Here is a 19,136-nt window from a genome sequence, read left to right on the forward strand (position 1 = left end):
GACCCTAGACCTGCATGATTTCAGCTTCCTTATCGGAAAGCAGGTGATCGATGGTGCTGATCGTTTCGTCGGTCAGCTTCTGGACCTGATCGGAGCGCTTGCGCTGATCGTCCTCGCTGATGTCGCCGTCCTTTTCCGCCTTCTTCAAGAAGTCCATGCCGTCGCGACGGACATGGCGCACCGCAACGCGGGCGTTCTCGGCGTAGCCATGCGAAATCTTGACCAGTTCCTTGCGGCGCTGCTCGTTGAGCTCGGGCAGCGGAATTCTGAGATTGGTGCCGTCGACGATCGGATTGAAGCCGAGATTGGATTCTCTGATGGCACGGTCGACCGCGCCGACCATCGACTTGTCCCATACCGAAACCGAGATCATGCGCGGCTCCGGCACCGACACGTTCGCCACCTGGTTGATGGGCATGGTGGTGCCGTAGGCCTGGACCTGGATGGCGTCGAGCAGATTGCTGGAGGCACGGCCGGTGCGCAGCGAAGCCAGATCGTGCTTGAAGGCGGCGATCGCGCCATCCATGCGCCGCTTGAGGTCGTCGAACTCACCACTCATCTTAGTCTCCTCGACCCGTTTGATCCGGGTTCAGTGCTTAGGGCCTATATTCGGACCCGCTTTCGAAAACTGATCCCCTTTTTAGGAGAGTATACTCCGGGTCACTCGTCGGCGACGATCGTGCAACGGCCGCCGCCCCGCAGAATATCGCCGAAACCACCTTTTTCGTGGATCGAATAGACGATTATCGGGATGTTGTTTTCGCGCGCAAGTGCAATTGCGGCGGTATCCATGATCGAAAGGCCCTTGTTGATGACTTCGGCATGGCTGATGCGCTCGAAGCGGGTCGCATTCGGATCCTTCTTGGGATCGGCCGAATAGACGCCGTCGACCTGGGTGCCCTTGAACAACGCGTCGGCGCCGATCTCGGCGGCGCGCAAGGCCGCGGCCGAATCGGTGGTGAAGAACGGATTGCCGGTGCCGCCGGCGAAAATGACGACCTTGCCCTGGTTCATATAGGCGGTGGCCTGGCGCTGGGAAAAACTCTCGCAAAGTTCGGGCATGGCGATGGCCGACAGCACGACGGCATCGACGCCGATCTTGTTCAGCGAGGTGCGCAGCGCCAGCGAGTTGATGACGGTGGCCAGCATGCCCATGTGGTCGCCGGTGACGCGGTCGCCGCCCTTGGATGCCACCGCCACGCCGCGAAAGATATTGCCGCCGCCAATGACGACGCCGACCTCGATGCCAAGTGCGCGGGCTTCGGCGATGTCGGCGGCGATTCGGTCGACCACCGAGACATCGATGCCGAAATGCTGCTCGCCCATCAACGCTTCGCCCGACGCTTTCAGCAGGACACGTCGATAGAGGGGCTTTGCCGTCATCTGGACCTCGTCATTGTTGCGTGTGGCAGCCTGGGCAGGCCGCCCTCGCGCGGGCGCCGCCGCTGGCGCGATGCCGAGTTCCGATACACGAAGGGCGCCGCGATGTCACGCGGCGCCCCTCGCCCAATTCCGCCTTCCCGTCGCGGCCCGTCAGTTGCTGGTGATGCTGACGGCGTCGCCCTCGACCAGCAGCGGCGGCGCATAACCCAACGGCTTGTCGCCGGTCACGGCGCCGCCGGTAACCCGGGCTTGTATGTCGGAACCGAAATAGGCGTACGGGAATGGCGGCGGTGTCTTGCTGACCGTATCCAGCCGCGCGCGAAGCTCGGCGGGTAAAGTGAAATCCAACGCCGCCAGATTGTCCTGCAACTGCGCCAGCTTGGTGGCGCCAAGAATCACGGTGGCGATGCCCGGTTGCGTTGCCACCCAGTTGAGCGCGACCTGCGCCATGCTGCGTCCGAGTTCGGCGGCAACTTTTTCGAGCTCCGCCACGATCGCCCAGTTGCGCTCGGTGAACTTCTGGAACCCCGGATGAGTGGTGTTGCGAAAGCCGTCGAGCCGGCCGGCATGGCCTTCCTGCGTCGGCCGGTACTTGCCGCTGAGCAGCCCGCTGGCCAGCGGGCTCCACACCATGATTCCTGCGCCATGGCGGGTGCCGAAGGGCACGAACTCATTTTCGATCGAACGCTCCACCAGCGAATATTCAAGCTGCAGGGCCGACACCGGCTCGTAGCCGCGCCACTCGGCGATCGTCTGCGCGCGGGCAGCATACCAGGCCGGCACATCGGACAGGCCGACATGGCGAATTTTGCCCGCACGCACGAGATCATCCATCGTGCGCATGACCTCCTCGGCCGGCGTCAGCCCGTCCCAGACATGGAGGAGGTAGAGGTCGATATAATCAGTGCCCAACCGCTTCAGGGAAGCGTCCACGGCGCGCAAGATGTTCTTGCGGCCATTGCCGCCGGCGTTCGGATTGCCGGGCTCCGCGTTGAAGGTGAATTTCGTGGCGATCACCGCTCTGTCGCGCAAGCCTCGCTCGGCGATGAATTCGCCGAGCCAGGTTTCGGCTGTGCCGCCGGTGTAGAGGTCGGCGGTGTCGAAGAAATTGCCGCCGGCCTCGACATAGGCGTCGGCCATGGCGCGCGCGGTTTCCCTGTCCGCGCCCCAGCCCCATTCGGTGCCAAAGGTCATGGTGCCCAGTGCCAACCGGCTGACGCGCAGGCCGCTGTTGCCCAGTGTGTAATAGCTCATGGTCATGGTGTTTTTCCTATCCTGATTTCTTGACGCCGGCTCACTGGCCAGGCGTCATCTTGACCCAGGGATTGCCGCGCTCATGCGTGGCGCGGAAAACGAAGCCGTCGACTTTCCAGCCGGTCCCGGAGCGAACCAGATGGTGCTCGTAGGTGCCCCAGACTTCCCACAGCGGGTCGCCATTGCCTTCCATCCGGTTCCAGGCATAGCCGTTCGAAGAGACGGTCGCCGCGTCCGCCTCAAAGATCACCTGGTGATTGGTGCGCAGATGCAGGCTGGTCTTGCTGCCCCTGAGGTTGCCGGCCCAGGTACCGATCAGATCGTCGGAGGGGATGGTGGCGGCGGGCTGTCCTGACAGGCTGCTGAAGTCGACGGTGACACGGTCGGCGAAATAGGAGCGGGCAAGCTTCCAGTCCTGCGCATCGACGGCACGGTCGATGGCATCGGCGATGCGGATGACGGCGCGTTCGTCGGCGAGCGCGCGCCAACCGGACGGCTCGGCGCCGCCGGCATCAGCCGGCGCCAGAGCAAGGGCTGCGGCGAAGGTAGCGTGTTTCAAGGCATTCATCTCTCTTCTCCTTGTGCATTGGTGACGGCAATATGGGTCAGCCTGTCGGCATCGAGAAGATTGAAGTGTTCGCAAGGACTATGCGATATCATGCATGAATGGACCGGGACCTGCTCAGCCATCTGCCTGTCATCGTCGCCGTTGCCCGACGCGGCGGCTTTGCGCTTGCTGCGGCCGAACTGGGCATGTCCCCATCCGCCGTCAGCCATGCGGTGCGCCTCGTGGAGGAGCGGATCGGCCAGCCGTTGTTTGCGCGCACGACGCGCAGCGTCTCGCTGACGGAAGCCGGCAAGGCGCTGGTGGAGACGGCGGCCCCTGCCCTTCAGGACATTGCCGACCGTATGGATCGTATCCGAGCCATCAAGGGCCGGCCCTCCGGCTTGCTCAGGTTGAACGTTCCCAACATCGCCGTTCCACTTGCCGTCACTCCCGTGGTCGCCGCGATGGCTGAACGCTATCCTGATGTGACCATCGAATTGCTCACCGACCAGGGGCTGGTGGACATTGTCGGCGAGGGTTTCGATGCCGGCATCCGGCTGGGCGAGATGATCGCACAGGACATGGTCACGGTCCGGCTGACGCCGCCATTCAACGCCGTGATCGTTGCCTCTCCCGCCTATGTCGGCCGGCATGGCCGTCCGCGCGGTGTGGCGGATCTTTCCGAGCACAATTGCATCGGCTACCGGCTTGTGCGCTCCGGCGCACTCTATCGCTGGGACCTGACCGAGGACGGCAAGGATGTCGTGGCCGAGACGAAGGGTACGGTCATCGTCACCGATTCGCTGGCCGCGATCGACCTTGCGCTTGCCGGCGTCGGGCTGACCTATGTGTTCGAGCCGCTGGTCCGCGCGGAATTGGCCGCCGGCCGCCTCGTTCAGATCCTGCCGCAAACGGCGATCGAGGAGCCCGGCCTCTTCCTTTACTTCCCGCGCAGGGCGTCGACGGCGCCAAAGCTCAGGGCCTTCATCGACACCGCACAAGAAATCGGCCGAGCATCCTTGCGGACACCCGGCCGAGTTGCCTGAGCTGAGAAGCCCTTTTCGGGGCTATTTTTAAAACTACTTCTTCACCGCCGCCGCGACTTCCGCTGCGAAATCGGTCTCTTCCTTTTCGATGCCTTCGCCCAGCGCAAAGCGCAGATAGGCGGAGATCTTGGCCGGAGCGCCGATGTCCTTCTCGGCATCCTTCAGCGCCTGCTCGACAGTGATGTCGGGATTGAGCACGAAGGCGTGCTTGAGGAGCACGACTTCCTCGTAGAACTTGCGCAGGCGGCCTTCGACCATCTTTTCGATGATCGCTTCCGGCTTGCCGGACTGGCGCGCCTGGTCGGCGAAGATCGCCTTCTCGCGCTCGACCGCTGCCGGATCGATCTGCTCGGCGGTCAACGCCAGCGGGTTGGTGGCGGCGACATGCATGGCGACCTGGCGGCCAAAGGCGTTGGCGGCATGCTCATTGCCCGTCGTCTCGATCGCGACCAGAACGCCGAGCTTGCCAAGACCATCGGCAACCGCATTGTGGACGTAGGTTGCGACAGCACCGTGCGGGACGGTGAGCTTGGCCGAACGGCGGAAGCTCATGTTCTCGCCAATGGTGCCAACGGCGTCCTTGATGGTGTCAGTGACCGACTTGTCCGAACCCGGATACTTTGCGGCAGAGACAGCCTCCGTCGTGCCATAAGCAAGCGCGACCTTGGCGACATTGCGAACGATCTCCTGGAACTGCTCGTTGCGGGCCACGAAATCGGTCTCGGAGTTAACCTCGATGATGGCGGCCTCGCGGACGCCGGAGTCGACGCCGATCAGGCCTTCGGCGGCAGTACGGCCAGCCTTCTTGTCGGCCTTGGAAATGCCCTTCTTGCGCAGCCAGTCGACGGCCTCTTCGATGTTGCCGTTGGTCTCGGTCAACGCCGCCTTGCAGTCCATCATGCCCGCGCCGGTCAAGTCGCGGAGTTCTTTGACCTGTGCAGCCGAAATGCTCATTGTCGCCTCTTTGTTTTAAATGCACCGACGCACCACCGGTACTCGGTGATGCGTCCGTCTAGCGTGCCAAATATGAGAATGATGAAGGCCGCAACCGGCCTTCGATTGTCAAGCTTCCGGAGCGTCAGCAGCCGGGGCCGGAGCCGGATCAAGCGCCGGTTCGACCGGAGCTTCGACCGAGGCGCCGATGTCGACGCCGAGCGCGCCCTGCTGGCGGGCGATGCCGTCGATGGCAGCCTTGGCGATCAGGTCGCAATAGAGCTGGATGGCGCGCGCCGCGTCGTCATTACCGGGGATCGGGAAATCGATCTTGTCCGGATCGCAGTTCGAATCGATGATGGCGACGACCGGGATGCCGAGGCGCTTGGCCTCGAGGATGGCGATCGCTTCCTTGTTGGTGTCGATGACGAACATCAGGTCCGGCGTCGAACCCATGTCCTTGATGCCGCCGAGCGCCTTGTCGAGCTTCTCGCGCTCGCGGTCGAGGTTCAGGCGTTCCTTCTTGGTCAGGCCCTGGGCCTCACCGGCCAGCATCTCGTCGAGTTTGCGCAGGCGCTGGATCGAATTCGAGATCGTCTTCCAGTTGGTCAGCATGCCGCCGAGCCAACGCGAGTTGACATAGTATTGGGCCGAACGCTGTGCGGCGTCGGCGACGATGTCGGACGCCTGGCGCTTGGTGCCGACGAACAGCACGCGGCCGCCCTTGGCAACGGTGTCGGAAACCTGCTTCAGAGCCTGGTGCAGCAAAGGCACCGTCTGCGACAGGTCGATGATGTGGATGTTGTTGCGGGCGCCGTAGATGTAAGGCGCCATCTTCGGGTTCCAGCGGTGGGTCTGGTGGCCGAAGTGAATGCCAGCTTCCAAAAGCTGGCGCATGCTGAAATCAGGCAGTGCCATTCTTAGTTCCTTTTCCGGTTAGCCTCCACGGACACAGGCATTTTTGGACTTTGTCCTCGAACGCCACCGGAGGTTTCAGCCGGATTTCTCCCGGGCAGACACCAAAGTCCGTGTGTGGAATGAGCGCGCATATAGAGGGGAAGTGCTGCAAACGCAAGCGGTGAGGTGCTTCATCGCTCAGCGTGCGGCAATCAGCGCTCCGGTGCCGATCATGGCGCTGCCGGCGAACCGGTTAATCAGCCGCATGCGTTCGGGCGTCCTGAACCAGCCGGATGCCCTGCCCGCCAGCGCGGCGTAGATGCCCATGGTGAGAATATTGGCGCCGACGACGACTGCCACCACCAGCAGGCCGTCGGCAAACGTCATGGTGTCGAGGTTGAGGATCAGCGGCATGATCGAGGCGTGGAACAGGATCGCCTTCGGGTTGCCGAGCGCCACGGAGGCGCCAAGCAGGAACGAACGCGACAATCCGGTTTGGGGGATTCCTTGCGCGGCCGATTGCGCGGCCGCGGCCCGCCACATCTTGATGCCGAGGAAAATCAGGTAGGCCGCACCGGCGTATTTCAACAGGAGAAACACCCATTCGAAGGTCTGGGCCAGCGCCACCAGCCCGAGCAGTGCCAAGGTGACCAGCACGGCATCACCGGCGGCAATGCCCATTCCGGCGACGAACGCACGCAGGAAGCCGCGTGCCACGCCGTTGGTGATCACCGTGAACATCGCCGGACCCGGCGTGGCGGCGGCAAGTGTGATGGCAAGGCAATAAGCCAAGAATGCCGTTAGCGTCACGATCGGCCCTTTCCGTTGGGTATTCGTACGCGCCTGAAGATCGCAACGATCTCCTCGCGGCTGCATTCGATGGCGCCGAGCCGCACCGCCCGGTCGCGCTCGAAGCCGGTTATGTCATAGTGCGGCGCCGATGTCCTGGGCGGCCCCTGGTAGGACGAACGCTTGACACCAAGCTCGGCGGCGAAACGATGCAGTTCGTCCGTATCGTCGGCCATCAGGTGGCACCAGCGATGGCCGGCCCATTTCCAGATCGCCGCATCGACATAGACCGCCATCGGGAACTGCCATCAAGCCTGCCGTGCCAGCGCCGCATTGTTGCTATTTCGAGACCGGGCAAGGCTTGGTCTGATCGAACAGCGACAGGTTGACCAGCTTTCCGGTCATCGAGAACTCGCCATAGTCCATTGTGAGGTCGCGGGTGATGCCGTTCTCGTGCAGCTTGAAGCTGATGCGGTATTCCGGCACCTCTTCGCCCGATTTGTCGGTCTCGTCGAAATAGGCGATGTCGACCGGCCAGTATTTGTCGCCGGCAAGCTTGGCCAGCGCCGGCGCTTCGGGGTCGGCCTTGTCGCCCTCGGCCTTCTTGCCGACGATGACGGTGGTGGTCATCACCTTGTTGGCATCCTCCGAACCGTCGAACAGGCTGGTTTCGTAGAAATTCTCGCCCTTCTCGGCCTTGCCGATCAGTTCGACCAGATGCTGGGTCGGGAACTGGGTGGCGGCGAGTTCGAGGCTGTTCTTCTCGGGCTTGTCGATATCGACCTTGAGGCCCTTGGTCTCTTTTGTGGCGGTGCCTTTGACCTCCTTGTCTAGGTTCTGGTCGACGAAGGATTTGGTCACGAACGAGAAGGTCTTGCCTTCGGCGTCCTCGAACGTGGTCGTCTGCTGGTCGGTGAGCCTGGTGTTGTCGCCGGTGGCGATCTGGGTGACGAAACGGAATTTTACCGTATAGCCCTCGCAGGGCGAGCCGTTGAACTCATAGACCATGCGGCCGGAAATCCCGGTGATGCCCGAGCGGTCCGACGCCTTGTCGAGGGTAAGATCGTAGACGGCGCGATGCGCCTGCAGCGCCGGCACGGCAAAGGCTGGAGCCATCGAGAACAGCACCGGAAAGAGAACGGCGTGGAAGGCAAGGCGCGTTGCGCGCATTAGGGGCTCCGATCGTCGCAGCTGATGGCAGGCCGCAGGTAAAGATGGTCCAGCTTAAAAAAAGTCGTGGCGGAAGCGAGGCAAAAATAGCAATTTCGGCCCGGCCAGCGCGGCGTCTCCAAGCAATAGGGAAATACCATGAGTGAAACAATCGAAAAGCGGCTAAGCGATCTCGGCGTGACGATACCTGCCGCCGCAGCGCCCGCCGCGAACTATGTGCCCTATTGCAGGTCCGGCAATCTTTTGTTCACCGCCGGGCAGTTGCCGCTCAAGGACGGCAAGCTGCAGGCAAGCGGCCTGCTCGGCCGCGACCTCGACACCGCAACCGGCAAGGAAGGCGCAAAGTACTGCGCAATCAATGTCTTGGCCCAAGCAAAAGCAGCACTTGGCGATCTCGAAAAAATCCAGCGTTTGGTCAAGATCACCGTCTTTGTTGCATCAGTGCCGGATTTCGTCGAGCAGCATCTGGTCGCCAATGGCGCCTCCGATTTCCTGGTCGCCGCCCTTGGCGAGCGCGGCAAGCATGCCCGCTCCGCCGTCGGCACCGCCTGTCTGCCGCTTAATGCCGCAGTGGAAATCGAAGGCGTCTTCGAGGTCGCATGAGCAGGACCAAGACAATGACCGACCTTTCCTGGCTGACCGCCCGCCCGGTGGCGCATCGCGGCTTTCACGACATGAACAAGACGCGCTGGGAAAACACGCTGTCGGCCTTCGCGGCTGCCGCCGAGCGCGGCTATGCGATCGAATGCGACGTGCATCTGTCGTCCGACCGCGTCCCCGTCATCATTCATGACGGCGATCTCAGGCGGTTGACCGGCCAGGACGGCTTCGTCTGGCAGCGCACGGCAGCGGAACTGGCGGCGCTCAGGATCGGCGGCACCAGGGACCATATACCGACGTTGCAGGAAGCGCTCGGCCTGGTCGATGGCCGTGTGCCGATGGTTGTCGAACTGAAGGGTGTGCCCGGTTACGACGAGGGCTTGGTGGCAAGCGTCGGCAAGATGCTGGAGCGCTACAAGGGCAAGGCGGCGATCATGTCGTTCGACCATTGGCTGGTCCGCGACTTCCCCAGGGATGCGCCTGGCATTCCGGGTGGGCTGACCGCCTACGGCAGGGACAATCAGTTGATCGAGGCGCATTTTGCCATGCTGGCACATGACCTCGCCTTCACCTCATATGCCGCGGGCGATCTGCCGAACCCGTTCGTCAGCTTCGTGCGCGAAAGGCTTAAAATGCCTGTCATCACCTGGACGGTGCATGACCAGCCGGCGGTGGATCTCACCTTCAAATACGCCGACCAGATGACGTTCGAAGGGTTCGAACCCGATCTGGTCAATGTCGCCTGATGGAAGTGCCTGAAACGTGACTTGTAGCGGCCCCGACAGAGCTTAAATAAGCCCCATGGATCAGGGTGATGAAGGTGACGGGCAAACGGCGAATGCGGAGTTTTCCATCCGCGTTGCCGCCGGCATCAATGCCTTCACCTGCGACGAGTGGAACGGCTTTACCGGCACAACCCGCAGCGACACAGAAAATGGCTATAACCCTCTCGTTTCATATGCTTTTCTGAGCGCGCTTGAAGAGTCCGGCTGCGCCGTGCGGCGTACCGGCTGGCAAGGTCATCATCTCAGACTGGAAAATGCCCAAGGCAGATTGCTGGGCGCCGTGCCCTGCTATCTCAAATCGCACAGCCAGGGCGAATATGTCTTCGACCACGGCTGGTCCGATGCGTTCGAACGCGCCGGCGGCAACTACTATCCGAAACTGCAATGCGCCGTGCCGTTCTCTCCGGTCACCGGCCCTCGCCTGCTGGTCAGCAAAGGCGAGGACAGCGCCATTGTGAAGGCCGGTCTCGCAGCGGGCCTGAAGGCGGTGACGGAAAAGCTCGGCGTGTCGTCCGCGCATGTCACCTTCGCCAATGAAAGCGACGTTGCAACGCTGGAAGCAGCCGGCTTCCTGCACCGCACCGACCAGCAGTTCCACTTCTGCAACGAAGGCTTTTCGACCTATGACGATTTCCTCGCTACGCTGGCATCGCGCAAGCGCAAGGCGATGAAGAAGGAGCGGCGCGAGGCGCTCGCCAACGATATCTCGATCGACCGGCTGACCGGCAAGGACCTGACCGAAAGGGCCTGGGACGATTTCTTCGCCTTCTATATGGACACCGGCAGCCGCAAATGGGGCCGGCCCTATCTCAACCGCAAGTTCTTCTCGCTGATCGGCGAGCGCATGTCCCAGGATATCCTGTTGGTAATGGCCAAGCGCAATGGCCGCTATGTCGCCGGCGCCATCAACTTCATCGGCTCCGATGCGCTCTACGGCCGCAATTGGGGCTGCATCGAGGACCACCCGTTCCTGCATTTCGAAGTTTGCTACCATCAGGCCATCGACTTCGCCATCGAGCGTAAGCTGAAGGTGGTCGAGGCCGGCGCGCAGGGTGAGCACAAGCTGGCGCGCGGCTATCGTCCCGTGACCATGCATTCGGCGCACTACATCGCACATCCCGGCCTGCGCAATGCTGTGGCCGACTATCTCCGGCGGGAACGCCGCGAGGTCGAGCGGATGGGCGAAATCCTGGAAGAGCATACGCCGTTCCGCAAGGATCTTGAGGAATAGCGATCCGCCCCTGCCCTCGCCTGTCGATATCGCCGGACCATCTTGCCGGTCCGGGACAGCTTCGCTACACCGGGAGCATACTCCCGGAGCGCCGCCATGACCGAGGCCTACGACCCCAGCAATATCTTCGCGAAGATCCTGCGCGGCGAAATCCCGTCGCACCGCGTCTACGAGGATGATGCCGTGGTCGCCTTCATGGATGTGATGCCGCAAGGCCCCGGTCACACGCTGGTGGTGCCCAAAGCACCGTCGCGCAATCTGCTCGATGCAGATCCGGCGACGCTCGGCCGGCTGTTCACCACGGTCCAAAAGGTGTCGCTGGCGGTCAAAAAGGCTTTCGGCGCTGACGGGGTCACGATCCTGCAGTTCAACGAACCGGCCTCCGGCCAGACCGTCTACCACCTGCATGTCCATGTCATCCCGCGGTTCGAAGGCATCGCGCTCAAGCCGCATACGGGGCAGATGGAGAAGCCCGAAGTGCTGACTGAGAACGCGGCCAGGATCCGAGCAGCGCTGAACGGTTGAGGTGGCGCGCGCCTCAGGGCGATGCGCTCAGCCACAATCCACCACGTCGGTTAGGAAAATATCAAACCACCCCGTGATAAAGTGCCGTACCGGGATGCGTTTGGGTTTTAAAAATCGTGGAACATTCGGTTGCGACATCAGAGCCGTTGGTAAAAGCAGCTGCCGGGCGGGCCTTTCTGCGCACCTTGGCGGACGCGTACCGGCGACACCGCCTGCTGCACGCGATGGCCATCGCTGCCCTGCTTTTGGCAGCCGCGGTCGGCCTGCGCACCGGAAACATGCCGGATTTCGGCGTGCTGGAAGACTATGCCCAATACCTTCTTTTCGCTTTCTGGATCGGTGGCTGCGCCTTCGCACTCGGCAGCTTTTTTCACCTTGCGCAGGACATTGTGTGGAGCGGCTATATCGGGGCGACGCCAGGCAGTCTCGGCATATCCGCCTTCCCGTCCATGCATGTGGCGATGGCGGTGCTTTTCGCGCTTTATGCAACACGCCGCTCACGGTTGGCCGGCCTTTTGATGTGGGCATTCGCCGCAATCATCATGGTCGGCTCGGTCGTCCTTGGCTGGCATTGTGCCGTGGATGGCTATGCGAGCGTTCTGATTTCGATCGCCATCTGGAAGGCGTGCGGGTACTTCCTGGGCAAGTTTGCACCCGAGGGCGTCGCCGCCTGACCTAACAGCATCTGACCTGAAAAGCAGGGGCCTGTGTCGGCAAACCGGCCAGCCAATGAAAAAAGGGCCCGTCACCGGGCCCTTTTTTCATAGGCGAACTTTTTAGCTCTTGCGCGGTAGTTGCGGCACCAGGCTGCGCTTGCCGCCATCCTTGCCCTTGGGCTCAGGCTCGTCCTTGCCCTTGGGCTGAGGCTTCTGCGCCGCCGCCTTCTTGGCGACGGGCTTCTTGGCCACCGCCTTGCGGGCTTTCGGCGCCTCTTCCGGCTCCTGCTTCGGCTGCACCGGGGCTTCGTCGGCCAGCGATTCGAGCTTCAGGCCGGTTTCGCCGGTTTCCTTCTTCTCGACAGTGACGCGCACCGTGCCGCCCTTCTTGAGCTTGCCGAACAGCACCTCGTCGGCCAACGGCTTCTTGATGTGCTCCTGGATGACCCGGCCGAGCGGCCGCGCACCCATGCGCTCATCATAGCCCTTGTCGGCCAGCCAGGCGATCGCGTCCGCCGACAGGTCGAAGGTGACGCCCCGCTCGGAAAGCTGGGCCTCGAGCTGCATGACGAACTTCTGCACCACCTGGTGGATGACCGGGACTGGCAGAGAGCCGAACGGGATGATCGCATCGAGACGGTTGCGGAACTCCGGCGTGAACAACCGGTTGATGGCCTCGACATCGTCGCCTTCGCGCTTGGTCGATCCGAAACCGATCGCCGCGCGCTGCGCATCGGATGCGCCCGCATTGGTGGTCATGATCAGGATGACGTTGCGGAAGTCGATCTGCTTGCCGTTGTGGTCGGTCAGCTTGCCGTGGTCCATGACCTGCAACAGGATGTTGAACAGGTCCGGATGCGCCTTCTCGACTTCATCCAGCAAGAGCACGCAGTGCGGATGCTGGTCGACGCCGTCGGTCAACAAGCCGCCTTGGTCGAAACCGACATAGCCGGGAGGCGCGCCGATCAGCCGCGAAACGGTGTGGCGTTCCATATATTCCGACATGTCGAAGCGGATCAGCTCGACGCCGAGCGAGGCAGCCAACTGCTTGGCGACTTCGGTCTTGCCGACGCCGGTCGGGCCTGAGAACAGGTAGGAGCCGATCGGCTTTTCCGGTTCGCGCAGGCCGGCACGCGCCAGCTTGATTGCCGAGGTCAGCGCGGTGATGGCGGTGTCTTGGCCATAGACGACGCGCTTCAGCTCGATGTCGAGGCCTTGCAGCACCTTCTCGTCGTCGGCCGAAACCGTCTTCGGCGGGATGCGGGCCATCGTGGCGATAGTGGCTTCGATCTCCTTGATGCCGATCGTCTTCTTGCGCTTGGCTTCCGGCACCAGCATCTGCGAGGCGCCGGTCTCGTCGATCACATCGATCGCCTTGTCCGGCAGCTTGCGGTCGTTGATGTAGCGGGCCGACAGTTCCACCGAAGCCTTGATCGCCTCGTTGGTGAACTTCACCTTGTGGAATTCCTCATAATAGGGCTTGAGGCCCTTCATGATCTCGATGGCGTCCTCGATGGTCGGCTCGTTGACGTCGATCTTCTGGAAGCGCCGCACCAGAGCGCGGTCCTTCTCGAAGAACTGGCGGAATTCCTTGTAAGTGGTCGAGCCGATGCAGCGGATGGCACCCGAAGACAGCGCCGGCTTCAACAGGTTCGACGCATCCATCGCGCCGCCTGACGTGGCGCCGGCCCCGATCACCGTGTGGATCTCGTCGATGAACAGCACGGCGCCGGGATAATCCTCTAGCTCCTTGACAACCTGCTTCAGCCGCTCTTCGAAATCGCCACGGTAGCGGGTGCCGGCCAGAAGCGTGCCCATGTCGAGCGCGAAGATGGTGGCGTCCTGCAGCACTTCGGGCACGTCGCCTTCGACGATGCGCTTGGCCAGACCTTCGGCAATCGCCGTTTTCCCGACGCCGGGATCGCCGACATAGAGCGGGTTGTTCTTAGAGCGGCGGCACAGCACCTGGATGGTGCGGTTGATTTCGCTCTCGCGGCCGATCAGCGGATCGATCTTGCCGGCCTTGGCCTTGTTGTTGAGGTTGACGCAATAAGCCGTCAGCGCATCCTGCTGCTGCTTCTTCTTGCCGCCTTCCTCCTGCGGCTCGGCGCCGTTCTGGCCGCCCTGCTCGTCATCGGCGCCGCGCGGCGAGCGCGTCTCCGATGCGCCGGGGCGCTTGGCGATGCCGTGCGAGATGTAGTTGACCGCGTCGTAGCGGGTCATCTGCTGTTCCTGCAGGAAATAAGCGGCATGGCTCTCGCGCTCGGCAAAGATGGCGACGAGCACGTTGGCGCCGGACACTTCCTCGCGGCCGGATGACTGCACATGGATCACGGCGCGCTGGATGACGCGCTGGAAGCCGGCGGTCGGCTTGGAATCCTCATCGTAACCGGTGACCAGATTGTCGAGTTCGGTGTCGATATAGGTCAGAACGGTGTGCTTCAGCTCGTCGAGATCGACGTTGCAGGCGCGCATAACGGCGGCCGCCTCGGTGTCGTCGATGAGGGCGAGCAGCAGATGTTCTAGGGTTGCATATTCATGGTGCCGCTCATTGGCGAGCGTCAGCGCCTGGTGAAGCGCCTTTTCCAGGCCTTGGGAGAAAGCCGGCATGTTACCTCACTTCTTCTCCATCACGCATTGCAGCGGATGCTGATTATGTCGGGCGAAATCCATGACCTGAGACACTTTGGTCTCGGCCACCTCGAATGTATAGACCCCGCACTCGCCCACCCCATGATTGTGAACATGAAGCATGATGCGTGTGGCGGCTTCGCGGTCCTTTTGAAAAAAACGCTCCAGGACGTGAACCACGAACTCCATGGGCGTATAGTCGTCGTTGAGGATGAGGACCCTGTAAAGGCTGGGCTTCTTGGTCTTGGTCTTCGTGCGCGTAATGACGGCTGTGCCGCGACCGGCCTCATTGCCGTCGCCGTCACTTTGCATCCGCACCACGCTTGTCGTGGCAGTCAAACCTGAAGTCACGTAATCCTGCCTCTTTCGAATCCCCATGGCGAGTTCGATATGTAGGTGTTCGATGGACGATTTTAAGCCCTTCTTGTTAGCTGACAATATGGCTAGGTGGGCAAACCGAGGCGATTTTCAAAATCGTGAACCGCCAAAGCCCCGGAATTGAAACCGGCATGAAAAAACCCGGCCGCGCATCCGCGACCGGGTCTGTTTTGCAAGCCCGAAAGGCCGTGCCTGGTATTCTCGAGCGAAATTACTTCGCCTTGGCGACAATCGATTCGAAGGGCTTGTAAGCCTCCTTGGCGAGATCGGCATAGAGATCGCCGAACTTGGTCGCCTCGGCAACGAAGCTCTCATAGCTCTGCTTGGCGAAGTCGGACTGGATCTCGACCGCCTTTTCCAGCGACTTGGCGGAGAACAGCTTTTCGACCGCGGCGCTGCCGGCTTCGAAGCTCTTCTTGGTGTATTCGCCAGCTTCAGTGGCGATCGCCTGCGCGCCCTTGGAGAGCGAGGTGAAGCTCTTCAATCCGGTATCGGCAAACTCCTTGCCGTATTTCGAGAAGTCCTCGTAGGTCTGGGTCATTTGACGTTTCCCTTGGCGTTTTGAAGCGCCCTTGCCTGAGCGCGGTTGTGCAATGCACGAGAATATATTGTGCGCTGCACAAAAGTCAAGATTTCAGCGGCATCAGGCCGCGCTGCGCCGGCAACAGCTAAAATTCGAATAAAGAAAGGCTCAAGCCCGAGGAAAATGGTGAACGCGCCGGTTACCATAAACGGATTGGTAACGCTGGCCGCGATAGTTTGACGACAAGTGAGGTCGGATCCCTTTGCCACCTCCAGGGCAATGAGTTTCAAAGGAACTATCAGTGCGTCAGGCGTTGTCGGTCTTCGGTTCAAAATCCGCATCTTCCCTCAAAACGATCATGATCCTCGCTTTGGCGATGTCATTTGTCGTTGCGGATGCCGCGTCCTCGATGGCCGCCAGGTCTTCGGCGATCGTCGTCGACGCCAAGACCGGCAAGGTGCTTTATTCGTCCGATGCCAACGGCCGGCGCTACCCGGCGTCGCTGACCAAGATGATGACGCTCTATCTGACCTTCGAGGCCATGGCGAAGGGCCGGATCAGCAGGAACACGCCCGTGCCGTTCTCGGCCAAAGCGGCGGCCGAACCGCCGACCAAGCTCGGCGTCAAGGCGGGCGGAGCGGTTTCGGTCGAGACCGCCATCCTGTCGATGGTGACCAAGTCGGCCAATGATTCGGCGACCGCGCTCGGCGAACTGCTCGGCGGCAGCGAAAGCAATTTCGCCCGCATGATGACCGCCAAGGCGCGCGCGCTCGGCATGGACGGCACCGTGTTTCGCAATGCCAACGGCCTGCCCGATCCCGGCCAGTTCACAACCGCCCACGACATGGCGATGCTCGGCATAGCGCTCAGGGAACATTATCCGCAGTATTACGGCTATTTCTCGCAGCGCTCCTTCCTTTACGGCCGCCAGCGCATCAATGGCCACAACCGTCTGCTCGGCCGCATCAAGGGCGTCGACGGCATCAAGACCGGCTATACCCGCGCCTCCGGCTTCAACCTCGTCTCGTCGGTTTCGGATGGCAACCGCCGCCTCGTCGCCGTCGTCATGGGCGGCACTTCGGGGCGCAGCCGCGACAACCAGATGGCCGGCCTGATCAACGCCTACATGCCGCGCGCATCGACCCGCGGCGGCGGCGCCCTGGTCGCCAAGGCCGGCGGCGACAATCCGGTCAAGGCGCTGGCCAAGGTCTTCCTGCCCAAGCATGACGCGCCGACGCCGGATGGCAAGCCGATCGTTGAAGACGATGCCGTAGCGTCCAATGACGATCCGACATCCGCTGACGAGCAGTCTGCTGAAGGCCAGTCTGCCGACGAACAGACGGTGGCCGCGGTCGAAGAGCCCGCCCCCGTCGTCAAGACCAGGAAGGTCAAGACCGTCATCGTGACGGCGCCGAAGGTCGAAACTGCGCAGATTGTGGCTGCCTATGCCGAACCCACGCCTGTATCCCCACAGGCGGTCGACCCGGTCAACACGGCCTCGGTGCCGGCTGGTTGGGCGGTGCAGGTGGCGTCGTCGCCCAAGCAGTCCGAAGCCCAGGCTTTCCTCGACAAGACCGCCAAGCTGGCGCCCAAAGTTCTTGGGGCTGCTTCCGGTTTCACCGTCGCCTTCGAAAAGGATGGCGAGACCTATTACCGCGCCCGGTTCGGCGGCTTCCGCTCGAAGGACGCGGCCTGGAATGCCTGCAATGCCCTGAAGAAAAAGAAAATCGCCTGCTACGCCGTCCAACAGTAGGGCGGCGTCGGAACCATCTCCCGGAAATTTACTGCGTCGAAGGAGACTAGTTGTGATTGGAGAGCAAGACGTCCTTGGCTTCGTTGATCCGCGCCGCCAGGAAAGACGTGCCGCCGATGTCGGGGTGCAGGCGCTGCATCAGGCGGCGGTGCGCCTTGCGGACATCCGCCGCGGCGGCCCCCGCTTCAAGACCAAGGATCTTGTAGGCCTCCTCCTTAGTCATGGCGCCCGCACCTGGCGCAACACCCAGCCCTTCGCCACCGTTCGCCTCAGCGTCTTTGCGCCAGACGGGAAAACGGCCGTCAAGATACGTCTCTAGGAGCTGGCGGCTCTCCGGGTCGCCGGGGAGTTCGCCGTAAAGCTGCTGCAGCTCGGCCAGGCCCATCGCGCCCAGCATCTTGCCTTCATGGCGGCCGGCCAGAACCAGGCCTTCAAGTCCGCCCGTATCGTGATCAAGCTCCATTTCCAGTGCGGCGGTCCGCACCGTCGAGCGCTTGCCGGGCGCCGGCCCGACCGACGGCCGCTTCATTCGCATCGAACCGTACCAGGCAAGGGCCGCGGCCAGAATGAGGCCGGCAATGCCTTCGCGCCCGACCACCAGCACGGCGAGCCCGACCAGCGCCAGAAGCACCGGCCCGAGCGTGCGCATGCCGCTTGCCAGTTTTTGCGCATCGGCGCGGACAAAGATCGTCGCCGCCCCGAGCAGCACCAGAAACAGTGCAACAAGTGCAATGATAGCGCCCATCAATTCCCGCCGCCCCTGAGATGCTCGATCAGCAGCCGGTCTCCCGGCCTGTCCCTTGCCTCGAGCGCCTTCAATCCACCCGTCGCATAGACGGCGACCGCCGAAAGCAGCCCGGCCAAGGTCGCGGCGGCCCGCCGATCAAATCGGAACCAAGCCCCTTTGGACAGCCGCGCAATCTCCTTGAACGCCTTTTCTGCGCCGGGATCATGGCCTTCCTGGAAGACGAAGACGGGAGCGCCGTGCAGACCGAGGCTGCCGGCCTTCTGCGCCAGGTCGTCGATATCCTCTTCCATGGCATCGCCGATATAGACCAGAGCGTTGACCTTGGCCGCCGCCGTTTCCTTCAGCGCATGCGCCAGCACCTTGCCGATCTGGGTGTGGCCGGCACGGCAGTCGATCCGCGTCATCAGCTGCTTCAGGGCGTTGGTGTCGGCGACAAAAGCCGTTGAACGGCACTCGCCCAGCCCGCGAAAATAGGCCAATTGGACGCTGAGGGTGCCGGCCTTGCCGACGGCGTCGAACATTTCGCCCTGCAGCTTGGTGGCGAGATCCCAGGTCGGCTGGCGGCTCATCGTGGCATCGAGCGCAAGGATCAGCCGCCCGGAGCCGGTCGCGGACGCGGCAAGCGTCCGGGCCTGACGCATAAAGGCGTCGATCTCGCCGGCATTGGATTGAGGCTTGACCGGCGCAGGATCGGCCCTTGCGGGCACGCGCTGCTTCTTGTCGCTCATAAGAATCAAGATGTGGCGTTGTCGGGCCCCTTGCAAGTCCAGCCTTGGACAAGATGGAGGGCCAGCGCTCGACGCTCTGGGAGAAGCGGCCGCGCCGTGGCCTTACAACAAGCCCAGATCGGCGAGCTCGCGCTTCAGTTTCGGCGGCATCTCGACCATTCCGGCCTTGCCCTTGCCGATATCGGCGGGCGCATCCGACGGTTTGAGATAACGCCAGCCCTGGAAGGCGCGGCGCGGCTGCCAGTCGGTGCGCACGACGTCGAGGTCGAGCATCAGGCGGCAACGGCCGATGCCATCGTCGTCGGTAAAGGGCCTGATATCAGTGATCAACTGGCGGCATTGCACGCTGCCCTTGATCACCCAATAAAGCGAACCGCCATCGGTGACCTCGGCGCCGCGCGTCGGCACCATGCGGGTGGTGTGCCAGTGCTCGGCGGGTTCGCCGGCGCGGCGGCGCTCATCGAGGCGGAAGGCGATCCATTCTTCGAGGTCCTCGACGCTGTCGCAACCGACGCACAGTTTTAGGAGATTGAGTGCCATCGCTTAAGGTTTAGTCCGG

The 19,136-nt window shown here is 62.4% G+C and carries 23 protein-coding genes; 7 read left to right on the forward strand and 16 right to left on the reverse strand.

Annotation, left to right across the window (positions count from 1 at the left end):
• Window positions 1–4 precede the first annotated feature (4 nt).
• From frr to NL532_RS18915, 4 genes are all read right to left on the reverse strand, one after another.
• On the reverse strand, window positions 5–559 hold the full coding sequence (gene frr, locus NL532_RS18900; RefSeq protein ID WP_023671027.1) for a ribosome recycling factor: 555 nt from the start codon (window positions 557–559) through the stop codon (window positions 5–7).
• 101 nt (window positions 560–660) lie between these two features.
• A complete protein-coding gene (gene pyrH, locus NL532_RS18905) occupies window positions 661–1,383 on the reverse strand; it encodes a UMP kinase (protein ID WP_023671026.1) in 723 nt (240 codons plus the stop codon).
• Between the two features lie 150 nt (window positions 1,384–1,533).
• Window positions 1,534–2,643, reverse strand: coding sequence for an aldo/keto reductase (locus NL532_RS18910; protein ID WP_023829642.1), 1,110 nt, complete (start codon window positions 2,641–2,643; stop codon window positions 1,534–1,536).
• Between the two features lie 34 nt (window positions 2,644–2,677).
• Window positions 2,678–3,205 (reverse strand): nuclear transport factor 2 family protein, encoded by a 528-nt coding sequence (locus tag NL532_RS18915; RefSeq protein WP_023826963.1) that lies wholly within the window; start codon window positions 3,203–3,205, stop codon window positions 2,678–2,680.
• A gap of 98 nt (window positions 3,206–3,303) precedes the next feature.
• Here NL532_RS18915 and NL532_RS18920 point away from each other — a divergent pair, with 98 nt between their 5' ends.
• On the forward strand, window positions 3,304–4,230 hold the full coding sequence (locus tag NL532_RS18920) for a LysR family transcriptional regulator (protein WP_023826964.1): 927 nt from the start codon (window positions 3,304–3,306) through the stop codon (window positions 4,228–4,230).
• 33 nt (window positions 4,231–4,263) lie between these two features.
• Here the strand turns inward: NL532_RS18920 and tsf are convergent, their stop codons facing one another.
• The 5 genes from tsf to NL532_RS18945 form a co-directional block, all read right to left on the reverse strand.
• Window positions 4,264–5,184 (reverse strand): translation elongation factor Ts, encoded by a 921-nt coding sequence (gene tsf, locus NL532_RS18925; RefSeq protein ID WP_023826965.1) that lies wholly within the window; start codon window positions 5,182–5,184, stop codon window positions 4,264–4,266.
• A gap of 108 nt (window positions 5,185–5,292) precedes the next feature.
• A complete protein-coding gene (rpsB, locus tag NL532_RS18930; RefSeq protein ID WP_023671022.1) occupies window positions 5,293–6,081 on the reverse strand; it encodes a 30S ribosomal protein S2 in 789 nt (262 codons plus the stop codon).
• A gap of 177 nt (window positions 6,082–6,258) precedes the next feature.
• A complete protein-coding gene (locus NL532_RS18935) occupies window positions 6,259–6,870 on the reverse strand; it encodes a LysE family translocator (RefSeq protein ID WP_023688582.1) in 612 nt (203 codons plus the stop codon).
• Entirely contained in the window at window positions 6,867–7,145 is a 279-nt protein-coding gene (locus NL532_RS18940; RefSeq protein ID WP_023826966.1) for a DUF4031 domain-containing protein, read from the reverse strand. Before NL532_RS18940 ends, NL532_RS18935 begins: the two co-directional genes overlap by 4 nt.
• Window positions 7,146–7,188: 43 nt before the next feature.
• Window positions 7,189–8,019: a cell envelope integrity EipB family protein gene (locus NL532_RS18945; RefSeq protein WP_023688583.1), complete on the reverse strand. Its 831-nt coding sequence runs from the start codon at window positions 8,017–8,019 to the stop codon at window positions 7,189–7,191.
• Window positions 8,020–8,157: 138 nt separating this feature from the next.
• On the opposite strand from NL532_RS18945, the gene NL532_RS18950 reads away from it, so the two are divergent.
• From NL532_RS18950 to NL532_RS18970, 5 genes are all read left to right on the forward strand, one after another.
• Complete coding sequence (locus NL532_RS18950; protein WP_023826967.1) at window positions 8,158–8,622, forward strand: RidA family protein; 465 nt, start codon at window positions 8,158–8,160, stop codon at window positions 8,620–8,622.
• 14 nt (window positions 8,623–8,636) lie between these two features.
• The gene (locus tag NL532_RS18955; protein WP_023829643.1) at window positions 8,637–9,365 is read left to right on the forward strand and encodes a glycerophosphodiester phosphodiesterase; all 729 of its coding nucleotides are present in this window, start codon (window positions 8,637–8,639) and stop codon (window positions 9,363–9,365) included.
• A gap of 55 nt (window positions 9,366–9,420) precedes the next feature.
• On the forward strand, window positions 9,421–10,635 hold the full coding sequence (locus NL532_RS18960) for a GNAT family N-acetyltransferase (protein WP_023829644.1): 1,215 nt from the start codon (window positions 9,421–9,423) through the stop codon (window positions 10,633–10,635).
• Between the two features lie 96 nt (window positions 10,636–10,731).
• Window positions 10,732–11,160 carry an HIT family protein gene (locus NL532_RS18965; RefSeq protein ID WP_023671015.1) on the forward strand — a complete coding sequence of 143 codons (429 nt, stop codon included), beginning with the start codon at window positions 10,732–10,734 and terminating at the stop codon, window positions 11,158–11,160.
• Between the two features lie 224 nt (window positions 11,161–11,384).
• Entirely contained in the window at window positions 11,385–11,834 is a 450-nt protein-coding gene (locus NL532_RS18970; protein WP_023826970.1) for a phosphatase PAP2 family protein, read from the forward strand.
• Window positions 11,835–11,936: 102 nt separating this feature from the next.
• Here NL532_RS18970 and clpA read toward each other — a convergent pair whose 3' ends face one another.
• From clpA to NL532_RS18990, 4 genes are all read right to left on the reverse strand, one after another.
• Window positions 11,937–14,426, reverse strand: coding sequence for an ATP-dependent Clp protease ATP-binding subunit ClpA (clpA, locus tag NL532_RS18975; RefSeq protein WP_023826971.1), 2,490 nt, complete (start codon window positions 14,424–14,426; stop codon window positions 11,937–11,939).
• 6 nt (window positions 14,427–14,432) lie between these two features.
• A complete protein-coding gene (gene clpS / locus NL532_RS18980; RefSeq protein WP_023754877.1) occupies window positions 14,433–14,759 on the reverse strand; it encodes an ATP-dependent Clp protease adapter ClpS in 327 nt (108 codons plus the stop codon).
• Window positions 14,760–15,036: 277 nt separating this feature from the next.
• The gene (locus NL532_RS18985; RefSeq protein WP_023671011.1) at window positions 15,037–15,366 is read right to left on the reverse strand and encodes a phasin family protein; all 330 of its coding nucleotides are present in this window, start codon (window positions 15,364–15,366) and stop codon (window positions 15,037–15,039) included.
• Window positions 15,363–15,638 (reverse strand): hypothetical protein, encoded by a 276-nt coding sequence (locus NL532_RS18990; RefSeq protein ID WP_155922483.1) that lies wholly within the window; start codon window positions 15,636–15,638, stop codon window positions 15,363–15,365. Before NL532_RS18990 ends, NL532_RS18985 begins: the two co-directional genes overlap by 4 nt.
• A 68-nt stretch (window positions 15,639–15,706) precedes the next feature.
• Between NL532_RS18990 and NL532_RS18995 the strand changes: the two genes are divergently transcribed.
• Entirely contained in the window at window positions 15,707–17,101 is a 1,395-nt protein-coding gene (locus tag NL532_RS18995; protein ID WP_373420149.1) for an SPOR domain-containing protein, read from the forward strand.
• 46 nt (window positions 17,102–17,147) lie between these two features.
• On the opposite strand, the gene NL532_RS19000 is transcribed toward NL532_RS18995, so the two are convergent.
• The 3 genes from NL532_RS19000 to NL532_RS19010 form a co-directional block, all read right to left on the reverse strand.
• A complete protein-coding gene (locus NL532_RS19000) occupies window positions 17,148–17,846 on the reverse strand; it encodes a DnaJ domain-containing protein (RefSeq protein WP_023826972.1) in 699 nt (232 codons plus the stop codon).
• Entirely contained in the window at window positions 17,846–18,577 is a 732-nt protein-coding gene (locus tag NL532_RS19005; RefSeq protein ID WP_023826973.1) for a hypothetical protein, read from the reverse strand. The genes NL532_RS19000 and NL532_RS19005 overlap by 1 nt, the downstream gene beginning before the upstream one ends.
• Before the next feature lie 102 nt (window positions 18,578–18,679).
• Window positions 18,680–19,117, reverse strand: coding sequence for a DUF1489 family protein (locus NL532_RS19010; protein ID WP_023829645.1), 438 nt, complete (start codon window positions 19,115–19,117; stop codon window positions 18,680–18,682).
• Between the last annotated feature and the right edge of the window lie 19 nt (window positions 19,118–19,136).

Source organism: Mesorhizobium sp. C120A (genome assembly GCF_030323105.1).
Taxonomy (GTDB): Bacteria; Pseudomonadota; Alphaproteobacteria; order Rhizobiales; family Rhizobiaceae; genus Mesorhizobium.

Bases quoted from the DNA above. Each gene is read 5' to 3' on its own strand.
- frr (WP_023671027.1), bottom strand. From the start codon at position 559: ATGAGTGGTGAGTTCGACGACCTCAAGCGGCGCATGGATGGCGCGATC.
- pyrH (WP_023671026.1), bottom strand. From the start codon at position 1,383: ATGACGGCAAAGCCCCTCTATCGACGTGTCCTGCTGAAAGCGTCGGGC.
- NL532_RS18910 (WP_023829642.1), bottom strand. From the start codon at position 2,643: ATGACCATGAGCTATTACACACTGGGCAACAGCGGCCTGCGCGTCAGC.
- NL532_RS18915 (WP_023826963.1), bottom strand. From the start codon at position 3,205: ATGAATGCCTTGAAACACGCTACCTTCGCCGCAGCCCTTGCTCTGGCG.
- NL532_RS18920 (WP_023826964.1), top strand. From the start codon at position 3,304: ATGGACCGGGACCTGCTCAGCCATCTGCCTGTCATCGTCGCCGTTGCC.
- tsf (WP_023826965.1), bottom strand. From the start codon at position 5,184: ATGAGCATTTCGGCTGCACAGGTCAAAGAACTCCGCGACTTGACCGGC.
- rpsB (WP_023671022.1), bottom strand. From the start codon at position 6,081: ATGGCACTGCCTGATTTCAGCATGCGCCAGCTTTTGGAAGCTGGCATT.
- NL532_RS18940 (WP_023826966.1), bottom strand. From the start codon at position 7,145: ATGGCGGTCTATGTCGATGCGGCGATCTGGAAATGGGCCGGCCATCGC.
- NL532_RS18945 (WP_023688583.1), bottom strand. From the start codon at position 8,019: ATGCGCGCAACGCGCCTTGCCTTCCACGCCGTTCTCTTTCCGGTGCTG.
- NL532_RS18950 (WP_023826967.1), top strand. From the start codon at position 8,158: ATGAGTGAAACAATCGAAAAGCGGCTAAGCGATCTCGGCGTGACGATA.
- NL532_RS18955 (WP_023829643.1), top strand. From the start codon at position 8,637: ATGACCGACCTTTCCTGGCTGACCGCCCGCCCGGTGGCGCATCGCGGC.
- NL532_RS18960 (WP_023829644.1), top strand. From the start codon at position 9,421: ATGGATCAGGGTGATGAAGGTGACGGGCAAACGGCGAATGCGGAGTTT.
- NL532_RS18965 (WP_023671015.1), top strand. From the start codon at position 10,732: ATGACCGAGGCCTACGACCCCAGCAATATCTTCGCGAAGATCCTGCGC.
- NL532_RS18970 (WP_023826970.1), top strand. From the start codon at position 11,385: ATGGCCATCGCTGCCCTGCTTTTGGCAGCCGCGGTCGGCCTGCGCACC.
- clpA (WP_023826971.1), bottom strand. From the start codon at position 14,426: ATGCCGGCTTTCTCCCAAGGCCTGGAAAAGGCGCTTCACCAGGCGCTG.
- clpS (WP_023754877.1), bottom strand. From the start codon at position 14,759: ATGCAAAGTGACGGCGACGGCAATGAGGCCGGTCGCGGCACAGCCGTC.
- NL532_RS18985 (WP_023671011.1), bottom strand. From the start codon at position 15,366: ATGACCCAGACCTACGAGGACTTCTCGAAATACGGCAAGGAGTTTGCC.
- NL532_RS18995 (WP_373420149.1), top strand. From the start codon at position 15,707: ATGATCCTCGCTTTGGCGATGTCATTTGTCGTTGCGGATGCCGCGTCC.
- NL532_RS19000 (WP_023826972.1), bottom strand. From the start codon at position 17,846: ATGGGCGCTATCATTGCACTTGTTGCACTGTTTCTGGTGCTGCTCGGG.
- NL532_RS19005 (WP_023826973.1), bottom strand. From the start codon at position 18,577: ATGAGCGACAAGAAGCAGCGCGTGCCCGCAAGGGCCGATCCTGCGCCG.
- NL532_RS19010 (WP_023829645.1), bottom strand. From the start codon at position 19,117: ATGGCACTCAATCTCCTAAAACTGTGCGTCGGTTGCGACAGCGTCGAG.